The sequence below is a fragment of the Bacteroides sp. MSK.20.82 genome (assembly GCF_019052485.1).
In the GTDB taxonomy this organism is placed as follows: Bacteria; Bacteroidota; Bacteroidia; order Bacteroidales; family Bacteroidaceae; genus Bacteroides; species Bacteroides thetaiotaomicron.
In genome coordinates, this window is record NZ_JAHQUN010000002.1 from 279,419 (window position 1) to 292,251 (window position 12,833).

Annotated in this window: 8 protein-coding genes; 1 reads left to right on the forward strand and 7 read right to left on the reverse strand. The window is 48.6% G+C overall.

Annotated elements, in window-relative coordinates; genetic code table 11:
* Nucleotides 1–21: 21 nt before the first annotated feature.
* From KTR07_RS03340 to KTR07_RS03370, 7 genes are all read right to left on the reverse strand, one after another.
* On the reverse strand, nucleotides 22–1,770 hold the full coding sequence (locus KTR07_RS03340) for an ABC transporter ATP-binding protein (protein WP_196044874.1): 1,749 nt from the start codon (nucleotides 1,768–1,770) through the stop codon (nucleotides 22–24).
* Between the two features lie 110 nt (nucleotides 1,771–1,880).
* Complete coding sequence (locus tag KTR07_RS03345; RefSeq protein ID WP_217315109.1) at nucleotides 1,881–3,077, reverse strand: hypothetical protein; 1,197 nt, start codon at nucleotides 3,075–3,077, stop codon at nucleotides 1,881–1,883.
* A 41-nt stretch (nucleotides 3,078–3,118) separates the two neighbouring features.
* On the reverse strand, nucleotides 3,119–5,464 hold the full coding sequence (locus tag KTR07_RS03350; RefSeq protein WP_217315111.1) for a TonB-dependent receptor: 2,346 nt from the start codon (nucleotides 5,462–5,464) through the stop codon (nucleotides 3,119–3,121).
* A 76-nt stretch (nucleotides 5,465–5,540) separates the two neighbouring features.
* On the reverse strand, nucleotides 5,541–5,780 hold the full coding sequence (locus KTR07_RS03355) for a DUF1858 domain-containing protein (protein WP_048695731.1): 240 nt from the start codon (nucleotides 5,778–5,780) through the stop codon (nucleotides 5,541–5,543).
* 31 nt (nucleotides 5,781–5,811) lie between these two features.
* Complete coding sequence (locus tag KTR07_RS03360; RefSeq protein WP_048695727.1) at nucleotides 5,812–7,071, reverse strand: DUF1302 family protein; 1,260 nt, start codon at nucleotides 7,069–7,071, stop codon at nucleotides 5,812–5,814.
* A complete protein-coding gene (locus KTR07_RS03365) occupies nucleotides 7,071–7,853 on the reverse strand; it encodes an outer membrane lipoprotein-sorting protein (RefSeq protein WP_048695724.1) in 783 nt (260 codons plus the stop codon). Before KTR07_RS03365 ends, KTR07_RS03360 begins: the two co-directional genes overlap by 1 nt.
* A 68-nt stretch (nucleotides 7,854–7,921) precedes the next feature.
* On the reverse strand, nucleotides 7,922–10,291 hold the full coding sequence (locus tag KTR07_RS03370; RefSeq protein ID WP_217315113.1) for an RND family transporter: 2,370 nt from the start codon (nucleotides 10,289–10,291) through the stop codon (nucleotides 7,922–7,924).
* A gap of 270 nt (nucleotides 10,292–10,561) precedes the next feature.
* Here KTR07_RS03370 and KTR07_RS03375 point away from each other — a divergent pair, with 270 nt between their 5' ends.
* The gene (locus tag KTR07_RS03375; RefSeq protein ID WP_048695714.1) at nucleotides 10,562–12,817 is read left to right on the forward strand and encodes a TonB-dependent receptor domain-containing protein; all 2,256 of its coding nucleotides are present in this window, start codon (nucleotides 10,562–10,564) and stop codon (nucleotides 12,815–12,817) included.
* The last annotated feature ends 16 nt before the right edge of the window (nucleotides 12,818–12,833 follow it).

Consider the following 12,833-nt stretch of genomic DNA (forward strand, 5'->3'; position numbering starts at 1 on the left):
GCCTTACTGTTTATTCGATTGTTAGAACTTCCATCCTTTTACCCGCTGTTGTTCCTCCCAAAGATTGCGATACAGTCCTTCCTCTGCCAAAAGAGCTTGATGCTTGCCTTGCTGCACCACCCGTCCTTGGTCTATCACTACAATATTATTAGCACCTATCACTGTGCCCAAGCGATGAGCAATGATGACTACAGTCTTTTCTTTCACCAAGTCGTTGATAGCATCTTGGATGTGAACCTCGTTTTCGGGATCAAGCGAAGCAGTTGCCTCGTCGAGCAATACGATGGGTGCATCTTTCAAAATAGCACGGGCAATAGAGATACGCTGTTTCTCTCCACCGGATAGTGTGCTGCCTCCTTCGCCCACCATCGTTTCGTAGCCGTCGGGCATGGCGGTGATGAAGTTGTGGCATTGCGCCTTGCGTGCGGCAGCTTCTATCTCTTCGCGGGTAGCTGTCTCACGTCCCACGCGGATGTTGTTATAAATGGTATCATTGAAGAGATGCACATCCTGAAAGACGATGGAAACTTGTTGCATCAGTGTATGCACGGTGTAGTCTTTGATGTTTCGTCCGCCAAATAGGATTTCCCCCTCGCTTACATCCCAGAAACGGGCAATGAGTCGTGTCAATGTCGTTTTTCCCGAACCCGATGGCCCCACAAAAGCGGTCAGTTCCTTTTCGGGAATGGTAAGCGATACATCCCGAAGTACGGGAGTGTCGGCATTATAGCCGAAGCTGACGTGACGGAACTCTATCTCCGAGTTGACAACATTTTCTATTATACCCTCCGGAAGTACGGGCGTTTTACAAAGAGCATCAATGCGTTCGGCTCCCAGCTTCATGTAGTTGATGAGGGCGATAAAGGTCAAGGCGTTGATGAGTGGGGCATAGATAGCCGACCCTGCCAGCAGGAACATGATGTACACGGGCATGGAGACTTTAGCATTTAACAACATTGAGAAGCCAAGTAGCATAATAAGAACCAGGCCGCCATTGAGTAGAGTGGAAGCCAGCGTGATGCTGGGTGCGGGAGCCGCTTCCAAACGGATGCTCTCCCGCTTGAGATCACGGAAAGCTCGTTCCAAGCGTTCAAACTTATTGCCGCTCAGGTTGAAAGCCTTAATCAGGCGGATACCTTGTATATACTCGATCATGCGCGAAGCGGCATTGGTCTTTATTTTTTGATGCCTCTTGCCCAAGGTTGCCACAAAACGATTGGTAAGCAACATCATAGGGTATGCCAATGGAATGACAGCTGCTGCTGCCAAAGCCAATTGCCAGTTGAAGAACAAGAGCGACACCAAAGCAACGATGGGCATCGCCAGCCCGCCAAAGAACTGACCGATAAGGTGAGTGGTAAGCATTTCCACATTGTTGTAGTCGCTGACAATGTATGCCCCGATGTCGCCGGGATCACGACTGTTGAAGAAACTCATCGGCAGGCGGCGCAAGTGATCGACCACAGCCAAACGGCCGTTACAACATATTTCGTAACCGTCGCGATAGGCTACGAGGTAGGCTTTCTTGGCAATTAACCAAAGGCAGATAAGAGAGATGAAGAGCAACAAGCACGCCCAACCGATGTTCACGAGGTTTATCGACATGCCGGGATCTTGCAGAGGTTTGAATACCTCCCACACCACGAGCAGCATTGCCCCGTACGGTGCGCCACGGAAAAAGTACTCCGCAATCGTCCAGCCTATCAGTGGACGCAAGCGACGGGGGTGCCCCATCGTGGCGGAATTGAGTATTTGAGAGAGAGCGTTCATAAAAATGTTATTTGAGTAAGAAGTGAAAAAGAAGAGGGCAAAGCCCAAACCGATGTTTAGCTTCCGGCTTTGCCCTCAACACACTTTTGTTATAATGACCTCTGAAGAACTCAATATTTCTCTCCGAAATGTCGGTATAGTATCGGCTTTCCAGCAGTTTTTACAACAGCTTCCTTGCTCGCTTCTTTGGTGGCGAGATTATACAGATAGAAACCCTGATCTTTGTCAGTGTCCAATCCGAATACGATTGTGTTCTGATGTAATCCTACCGATCCCCATACAGAAGTTCGAGGCAAGTCAAGCTTGCGAATGGTCTTTTGATACAAATCAACCTCCACCGCAATTGCCGAACGGCTACTCACCCAATCTGAGGATGAAGCATAAGCTGGAACATTGGCTATGGCATACATTTTACCATTGCCTGCATATTGCAACCAATGGAACGCTTCGATCGCTTCACTTACACCTTCAGCCTTCACGGAGGATGGGTCTAAGGCATAACTTCGGTCAAACTCTGTTTCGTCTTTCTTTATACGAAGGATTCCTGCCTTATGACCTTCTGCACCATATCCTCCATAGCAGTTGACATAGATGTCGCCTTTCTCATCCATGAAGATGGAACGTTGGTCAACGGCACGAGTAATATCGGAAAAGCCTGCTTCCTTCTGACTGATCAACTTTACCACTTTATCGGTCTTGGTATCGATGAGTAGCATATCTGCTTGGTGATGCTTCGGATAGTAGCCACTGCCAGTTTGCCTAAGCCCTACAAAGAGCAATCCATCCCTGATGATCATCGCCGCGGGGTTTGGATTCTTGTCGCTTACACCGTACTCCGTAATGTCAATCTCTCCGGTTTTAGCCATTGTGGATGGATTGAAAATCATGATTTTCCCGATATGAGCCAGCGACATATAAGCCTTTTCCGAACTTTGTACAGTGACCACTGAAGCCCCACTCTTTGGAGGGATGGGTAACGCCCCTTGTTTTTGCAATCTGCCATCTTTTGTTCGGGTGTATTTCACAACTTCTTGTTGAGAGTCCCAACCGGGCATTACATACACGTCATCGCCATGTAAGCAGGGACTCGCCATGAATGGGGTCGGAATAGCCTTCTTATTGTCGTAAGAAGAGGGGAGCAGGTCGCCTATCATTTGCATGTAATAGACGCCTGTTTCTCCTCCGGGATTAGGCAATGCCGTAATGATTAAGTTGTCCGAGACCGGCAAGGCAGGTTCGGGATTTTCTTTTTGGCAAGAGGTGAAACTCAGTACCAGTAACAACACGGAATAAATACTTTTTCTCATACTTTCTCTTTTTAATGATTAATACATCTTTATTTATAATGCTATTTCAGTATATAGCGAATTTTAGCCAGGAAACTTCGTCCGGGTAGCGGACGGTTAAGCTCCGAAAGGAGCTTGCTGTTAGTTACATTGTTTACTTGCACTCCAAGAATGACTTTTTTTGTCAGGAAGCTATGTTCCAATCCAAGGTTCAGCGTAAAGGAGCGGGGGATACGACGTTCTTGATAAATGCTTTGCTCAAAATCGTAAAAATACTCTTCGATGTACGCCCCTTCTGTATATAGGCGACTTTCTTGATCTTTACCCCCGAAGAGATTCTCTCGGTGAAGTTCTAATCCCACATTGGCAAACAAGTAAGGAATGTTGGGCATACGATTTCCTTTAGTAGGGTTGGGAGCAGATGACGACGCTTCATGTTTACGCGTATCCCGCAGATCCTGAAAGGTTCCATTACCGTAGAGGTAGAGGAAATTTGTGGCATCCCACTTGACCTCCAAATCAACGCCTAAAGTGCGCATCTCTCCGAAGTTTTGATAACGTGATTGCAATGCTCCGCCCGTGAGACGTATCATGTCCTTGAGGTACATGGCAAAAAAATTCATCTCTACCTGAAAGCGGTTGTCTTTTCGGTTGAACGTTTCCGCAAAGAATCCGACATTGAGATTCATGTTTCTTTCCGGCTTGAGGTCAGGAGACGGTACAACAAGAAATCCGTTGCCCAACAGTTCTAAATCGGAAGGGACTCTCACGTCGTACGCCAAGGACGCTTTGATTAGAAATTCAGGGATTATAGCATAGCGAAAGGCATCGCTCAATCCGAAATCTGTCTTGCTTAAATCTATTCCTTTTCTTCTGCCTGCCCCCAGCATATCCGCTGTTGTTGTTTTCATGTGGTAATAGTAGAATTTACCCGACAGTGCGTTCATCCACTTATTGTTGCTTGATGTCCATTCATGGGTAGCACCTGCTACCAAGCTGTGCATGTCGCTATTGAATCTCGTTTGATATCCCATAGCCTTGTCACGTAAGGGGTCTTTGGGCAATCCCTTGGTGTAGTTATATACAACGTTCAGGTTTAGGCTATGTCCGATACCTATGGGGTAATCCAAATTTATTTTCTGCAACACGGTGTGTTTACCGCTATGCAAATCACTGGGATAGGGTTTTATCTCTCCTCCAAAATCGCTAACCGGATTAGATGTCGTACCGTCCCAATTATAGCTATGAGGTGCTTTATCTACAAAACGAAACAAAGTATAAGAATACTGCGTATTGGCTTCGAATGACAAGCGAGGAAAAAGGAAATCCCTCTTCTCCAATTTTGCTCCAAAGATGTATGCTTCAGAAAAATTTCGAGCCTCTTGTATGTTGTACTCAATGCCCTGTATCTGCTGTGATGATTTGGTAAAGGCAGGTTCTAACTTTACTTCGTCAAACCACCATTTTTTCGACTTGATACTTCCTCCCACCATCACTTTGTTAAAGCGATCGTGGTCGCGACGGATCATCTGCCCTTTACGGAATGGCGATTCCATTGTGTAGCTGTTATCGGAATGTGAGAGCACCGCCCCCAAACCATACTCCAATCCACTCTTCTGATCGTTTCTTTTGAACACGGTATTGAATTGGTGTGTATTGAACGACTTGATACTGTAGCCCACATCTAGATACTTGGCTGGATATTCTTTGAGGACAATGTTGACCGCTCCTCCTACTGCTGAACCTCCAAGTTTTGCCGGTACAATGCCCTTGTAAATCTCTATCCGGTCTATCATGTCTGTGGGAATGTCGTTTAGGTCGATAAAATCGTTGTTATCGTTCATAGGCATTTCATCAATAAATACGCCGATACGCTTGCCTTCAAGCCCTCTTACCGAAAGCCTTGATACACTCCCCATTCCGCCGGATGACCTCAAGGTAATTCCTGCCATGCGTGAAAGGATGTCATCCACACTTGACACGACCCCTTTCTCTTCGTCCATTGCAATGACTGATACTGGCATAGGAGAATCTTTGAGTCTACGTGCTTTACTTTTAGCCCTTATCGTTACTTCGTCCAACTTCTTGGCTTCGGCTTTCAGGCTGATAATGGTTTTCTGTGCACTCTCCTTTGCCACAGTATGTTTTAGGATAGCCGTTTGGTAACCCATAAACTTTACGGTTAATGTATAAGTACCGAAAGGAACGCCTGAAAAAGAGAACTCGCCTTTTTTGTCGGCTACGCTGCCCTTTTTCAGTTCCTCAATAAAGATGGTTGCTCCAGGCAGTGGATCTTCGCCTGTGTTGTCAATGACCACGCCCGCGATTCGTCCTCGCCCTGTTTGAGCCGATACACTGATGCTCATAAGTATCGGTGCCAATAGATAAAATAGAATTTTCTGTTCCATTGTTTATTTATATAACAATTATCTCTTTTTGTACCTTTTTCGGGAGGGGGTGTTAAAGATGATTTTTCAGTCGTTATCAATACCTGAACTGAATGTCGTTACGTTCGATCTCTTCTTTGAGAAAAGTCAAGAGCGCGTCTGTGTCATCTCCCGCGAGAAAGGCAATGTTCTCGACGGTGGTGCGTTTACCCGATGCGCAGGTCGACGGTGAATTTTCCAGATAAGCATACCGGTGGTCTCGTTTTACCAACCGATGTATCAGTTGCGGATAAGCAGCCCAAATACGGTGTACAGGTGTATCTTTGTTTATTGTCATTGAAGATTATATTTTAGAGACATTATAAATTTTAAAAACTGTATTTTGCCTTCACCCACACTCCCGAATTATGTCTGTATAAGCCAAACATGCCCCCGTTGCCCCCGAGCCAGTCATAGCCAGCCGAGAGGCGGAGTTGGTCGCTCAAGGCATAATCGGCTGCAAAGCGGCTGAACCAGCCCGTGTGGTTGGGGTCGAAGTAGGTGAAGGTGGAAAGTTGCAAGGTGTTGACCAATAGTTTTTTCGACACGTTGAGCGTCAGGAGCGAGCTGTGCCGGGACTGGGCGATATAGCTTTCGCTCTTGAAAATATGCTCGGAAGAAAACTGGACTATCATTGTCCACTCGCGAGGAGCGTACCAGTCCACCCCCACCAGCCAATTTATGGTATTGAACCCCTTTTGGCGCGAGGATTCGGCTTGCGGCATGTAATTGAAATGTTTTCCCGTGTTGAAAGCCGCTTCACCGCGTAACACGAATTGCCCCAAGGGTTTTGAGACATCGCCTCCGACGAACCCCATGCGGTAATGGTGGGGCGAGACGGAGAGTTTCGTGGCTGAGGATTGGTACGTGAGAACGGGCATCTTGTTCCACGTGTGTAGTGCGGCCAAAGAGAAGTCTACTCCTGGCAAGGTGAAAGAGAGCCTTCCCCCGTATTCCATGTTGGATAGGCGGAGTTTGGGGAGGCTTCCCTTCTCGTTCCAGACAAGGGGCAGAAGATTTTCTTTAGGTAGCACGCTCCACGGGTTGGCGGCATCAGTGGACAGCCTGTATCCCTCGAAAGCGGGCACGACGAGCAATTCGAATTGCATCTTGTCCTTAAAGACAAAGAACCGTAAGGCGTTGACGGGCATGCGAATATCATCATAATCTTGTGCCAGAAACTCTGTCATATCCATGGGCGAAACCAAGTCGGTAACGCGCACTCCGTCTGCCGCTCCCCAAATGACAAACTGCCGCCCTAGACGAACCCCCCAATTCTCCTCCCGATGATCGAGATACGCCTCCCGTAATTCAACCCCCGTGCGCTCCTTCAGCAAAGCGTTGTAAGTGATGTTGAACGAGACGTAAAGCGATGATCCTCCAGAGCTTTTGCCTATCTCCCCCCTTACCCGGGCACGGGAAGACATGAGGTCATTCGGTTCCCTGGTGCGGAAGGCGTGGTAGGTATCGACAAACCCCTTGAACTGCCACGGTACCACTCCTTTCTCCTGGCCCCCTACGGCATGCACCGACAAGAACAGGAAAAGTACCGGCAGGAATCCTGTAGAGAAATTGCTTGCACTTGTCATTAGAGCCTGCCTTTCTCCAAAACGGTGACGTTGAACTTTGCTTCCTCCACGGGAATGTTGTATTTCGGATTCTTGATTTCAAGAATCGTCTGATGCCCCGTCTGCACGTTGCTCATGTGCATCTTCCGGGCGACCCAAAAACCGTCCACCCTGGCGATATCTGACATTTCGAGGCGGCGGTGCAGCCTGCCCAGCTTGTCGTAGTACTCCACCCTGACCGGTATCAGGCAATCCTGACGTATCAGGGCTATCTTTCTGGAAAAAATATCGCGCTTGTCTTTTGGAACAGACTCCAGTTTCCAGCACTTGTACCCATCGATGATTTCCTCCCCGAGTAGCTCGTGCGTATCTTCATCCACGGAGCGACTGCCCATATCGTCGTATGTAAAATCGCTACCCATGAAGTAATCCTGCCTGGCAGACGAGCCGCTGATGCGACGGGTCTTTTTCATCGCGGGCAGATAAAGCCACTTGTCGTCGTCTTTACCCGGTTCATCGTAATCCCACGTGAGGAATCCCGTGCCCTTTACATCACCGGGATACTCGAAGAACATGATGCTTTTGCGGTCTCTCTTCTCTTCGCCGACATCGATGGAATAGGAAACGAGCCTGCGCTCGCGCACCGCCCCGCGCTTGTTGATCAGTTTCATCGACAATTCCGATTGACGGGTGTCTCCATCGGGACGGTCTTTTACTTTTTGGGCGATATCTCTGCCTGTTTGTGCTGTTGCTACGGTCATGAATACCGCGACGATTGCAACGGCCAAGATTGTTCTTTTCATAATTCTTTATTTGTTAATTTGTTACTATAACTAGCACCTCGAGTGCGAGCTCTTGTCTTCTCTCTTTTTTATTGATCCGTTATCTGCTTGCCTTTATTTGTTTCTTGCCCGAACACGCGGAACTTTTGAAGCAAAACGGGCGTTACGCAAAGGTCGGCAAGCAATGCCGACACGATACCGGCCACGGAGAGCATACCCATGTGTACAAAGGAGAGGCCCTCGGAGGTGATGTAGGTGGCGAAGTTGCCACATATCACGATACTCGTTAGGATGATCGGCGTCCCACAGGTGCGGAACGATCTAAGAATCGCTTCCCGGTAGTTGCCCCCGCGTTCAAATTCCAAATGTCCGTGATTGATGAAGTGAATCGTGTCATCCACGGCCAAACCGAGAATCATCGGCATGATGGTTGCCGTCATCATATCCAGCGGGTATCCCAGCCAGCCCATCAATCCCCCGACAACCAGTGCCGGGGTGACATTCGGTATCATGCCGATAAGACCGACGGGCATGCTGCCGAAAGCAAAAATCATTAACACCCCGATGAGGAAGAGCGCGATGGCAAATGAAATCATTTGTCCGCGGGCCACGTACTGCATCATCACGGTAAATTGAGGAATGCTTCCCACGGCTGTAACTGTTGCCCGGGGAAAGAGTTTGGCGGCACGCGCCACGATATCGTCCAGGTCGCGTTCCGTCTCCCCCGAATCGTAGGTGTTCGTTTCCACCATCAGACGGAGACGCCGGTAATCGTAATCAATCCAATATTCCGCTTCACTACCTCCCGCGTTCTCGTAAAGAAGCAGTAACTGTGCCACCTCGTCGGGATTTCGGGGGAGTGTGTAATAGGCGGTATCACCATCGTGTAAGGTTTGATTCAGGTCCTTGAGGATGTTCAGCACCGACGTCGTGCGTTTGGTCAGTCTATAACCGTCGGCTTGTTGAATGAGGGAGTCCAGGCGTGCAAGAATTCCGGGAGATTTTGCCAACCCGTTCTCGGGCAACTCTATCATCACGTCATAGGCGTAGACAGAGCCAAGCTCGCTTTCCCCCACCCGTAATAGATTGTCTACATAGGCTATCTTTTTTCCCATGGTGCGTTCCACGTCAAAGGCCATCTCTATTTTGGAGAACTGGTAAATGAGAAATACTGTAAACAGCCCGAAAATGTATAGAATTAACGTGCCGTGCTTGAGTACCCACCCACCAGTTTGTCCCAACTTACGATCGAGCCACCGTTCTCCGGTTTCCCGCACCCCGGGGTGCGGCTTGCCATTTTTACCGAAACTCAACAGCACGGGCATCAACGTTATGGTGATGAGGAAGGCAAACATGACGCACGCGGAGGAGGCAATACCTATAAATCGCATGGGGCGCATCGGTATGGCAAGGAACGACAGCAAAGCAGTGAAAGTAGTCAGCGCGCTGAACAATACCGGCCAACCCATCTCCCCCACGGTCTCCTCAACGGCCCGCTTCCGTTCCCCGTGCATAAGGAATTGTCGCTTGAAATAAGAGTGCACGTGTATATTGTAAGCTATCGAGACGGCAAACGCCAGCAGCATCGGTATTGTCAGCATTCCGCTATCTATCGACAGGCCAAAGTATCCCAACATGCCATACACGGTTATGATGCTTCCCGTGGCGGTAACAAGCGGCACGACAACCCCTCTCAGGGAACGTGTTACCAGGAGCAGGATGAAGATGGATACAAGAGCGGCGATACCTAGCACGCGCGGCATCTCGCTGTTGAACCATTTCATCTTTACAGCCGTGACGTAAGGCAGCCCCGTCCCTCTGGGGTGGAGATCCTTGTATCTTTCTTTGGTGATGATATGCTCCAACTGGTTACCGGTGAGCACCTCGGGAGATACACCACCCCCCTTATTCCACACCGAATCTTCGGGAAAAGCGCGCAACTTGAGAATGATCCACGAGAGTGTGCCGTCTTTAGAGACAAGCCGCTCGGCGATATACGGTTTCTGGTAAGCCCTGAGGCGTATCTCCTCTAAACCCGCGGCGTCAGAGGGGATACTGTCGGGCACAATCTGTTCGATACTCATACCCTCTTCGGTACCAACCATGAACTCGATGTCGGTGAGTGAAGTGATTTTGTCTGCATACGAAAGACTATCCATCATCTCGTTCGTGAGTTCGCGGATAAGTTTCAAATTCTCTCTTGTAAACGAATCATCGCATTGGGTTAGCACCGCTATAAAATTATCGTTACCGAATATGGCCTTGAATTCATCGGTTTTGACAAGCATCGGATCGTCTTCGAGAAAGTAGTCTTCCCACGAAGCGGTCACCTTGAAGTGTTTTAACCCCGTGAGACCTATGGTAAAAACAAGGGTGAAAATCCCGAGAATCCACCAACGTTTCTGTATCATTTCTCTGCCCCGCAAGGCAAACCAGGCATTAATCTTTTTTATTTTCATATTTTCTCTTTTTCGTTCGCATGACACCGGACATGTCATTTTGTGCAAAGTTACCCATGTCTGCCTTCCTGCGCAATACCTAAAAAGGATGATTTTATTTATTGACAATAAGCGTTGAGTTGTCCGAGTCCCTCGTGTTCCCATGTCATTCAAGAACTGCCTGCCTCATACCTTCTTCCCGTGGAAAATACCTAAAAATAACGATTGACCGGTAATGTCATAATAAACTATCTTTGCGGCAAACATTATTACATAATAAACCGATTCTATATGACGAATTTGAGAAAGATAATCAGTATCTCTTTTTTCAGCATTCAAATGGTGAATCACTCTTTGAACGCGCAGCAGCAGGAAAAGGGAAACGAGGATATTGACAGGGACACCGTTTACCGGCTTGAAGAAGTGGTGGTATCGGGCCGACAAATATTAGGGAGTAAATTCAAGGCGAGAAACCGCACCGGTTCAGCATATTATATCTCTCCTGAAGAGATACGTAAATTTGGGTACACCGACATCAACCGGATGTTAAAAGCCGTTCCGGGGGTAAACATGTATGAAGAAGACGGGTTCGGGTTACGCCCAAATATCAGCCTGCGGGGGACGAAAGCCGAGCGAAGCGAACGGATTTCTATTATGGAAGACGGCATCTTGGCAGCTCCGGCCCCTTATTCCGCCCCGGCTGCTTATTACTTTCCGAATGCTGCCCGCATGGAAGCTGTCGAAGTGGTGAAAGGGAGTAGTCAGGTTCAGTACGGCCCGTTCACTACGGGAGGAGCCATCAACATGGTATCGACTCCCATACCGAACACTTTTTCTGGCACGGCGAACCTCTCTTACGGAAGCAAGAACACGTTCAAGTCGCATACGCACATCGGAAACATGTGGAAGCATTTCGGTTTTATGGTGGAATATCTGCGCTATCAGTCGGACGGATTCAAGAAATACGAAGACCATCCCGTCAAAGGATTCAACAGAGACGACCTCATAGCTAAAGTAATGATAAAAACGGATAAAGGCACGGGGGTAAACCATGCGCTGGAACTGAAGTTCGGATACGCGGGCGAGAACTCGGATGAAACGTATGTAGGGCTTTCCGAAGAGGATTTCAAACAAACTCCTTTCCTCCGCTATGCCGGCTCACAGATGGACGAGTTGAAAACCAATCACCGGCAATGGGTAGCCACTTACCTGCTCAACTTCTCCAACAAGCTAAAAATAGTCACCAGCGCATATTATAACCGTTTCCACCGCAACTGGTACAAACTGAACGACGTACGGGCGGGAATCACCTCTAAAGAGAAGAGGTCTATCGCCGATGTGCTCATCGATCCGGAAACAAACATCCGTTACTTCAACATACTGACGGGGAAAGTCGACCGTGAAGGCGAAGCGCTGCTGGTAAGAGCCAACAACAGGACATATCGTGCCAGAGGCATACAAACCAAAGCGGAATACCGCTTCAACCTGAATGAGTTCTTCTTCGATGTAGAGTTCGGACTGCGCTATCATCACGATGAGGAAGACCGCTTCCAATGGGACGACGCTTACTCCATGAAGAACAAGAAGATGGTGCTGTTTATGGAAGGCATCCACGGGACGAATGCTAACCGCGTCACATCGGCGGACGCACTGGCAAGTTACCTGCTCGCCAAATTAAGATATAACTCATGGACTATCACTGCCGGATTGCGCTACGAAGACATCGACCTGCTGAAAAAAGATTATACGAAAGCAGATCTGGAGCGTACGGGGAAAGTACGCATCGAAACCCCCAACCATGCGCGCGTTTGGATTCCCGGCGTGGGAGTAAACTATCAACTCGTTCCCGAAGCGTCGGTATTCTTCGGAGTTCACAAAGGATTCGCACCGCCGAGCGCGGAGTTGTATCAAAAACCCGAAAGCAGTGTGAATATGGAATTGGGAACACGCGTTTCCGCTGGCAACTTCAAGGCAGAGCTGATCGGTTTCTACAACAATTACAGCAATATGCTCGGAAGCGACCTCGCCGCCTCGGGCGGATTGGGAACGCTCGAACAGTTTAATGTAGGCGAAGCCCGCGTAAAAGGCGTGGAATTTCTTATGCAATACCAACCCTTGCCTGAAGCATGGAAAGTGCGCATGCCCCTGCAAGTATCATATACTTATACCGATACGGAGATGAGAAACTCGTTCTCAAGCCATTCATGGGGCAACGTGATGAAAGGAGACGAGATCCCCTACATCTTCAAACACGCACTGAACATACAGGTGGGAATAGAGCACAAATGGTTCGACGCGAACATAGGAGCACGCTACAACAGCGATATGCGCACATCTCCCGGACAGGGGAGGATCGCTGAAAGAGAGAAGGTGCCTGCGCACCTCGTGCTGGATGCATCGGCCAGCGTATATGTAAACAAATACCTGACGGTAAAAGTAAACGCCGTGAACCTGACCGATAAGGTCTATCTCACTTCACGCCATCCGGCAGGGTTGAGGGCAGGACATCCTTTCGGCATCTACGCAGGAGCCAACGTCCGGTTCTGAACAAATATATGCAATC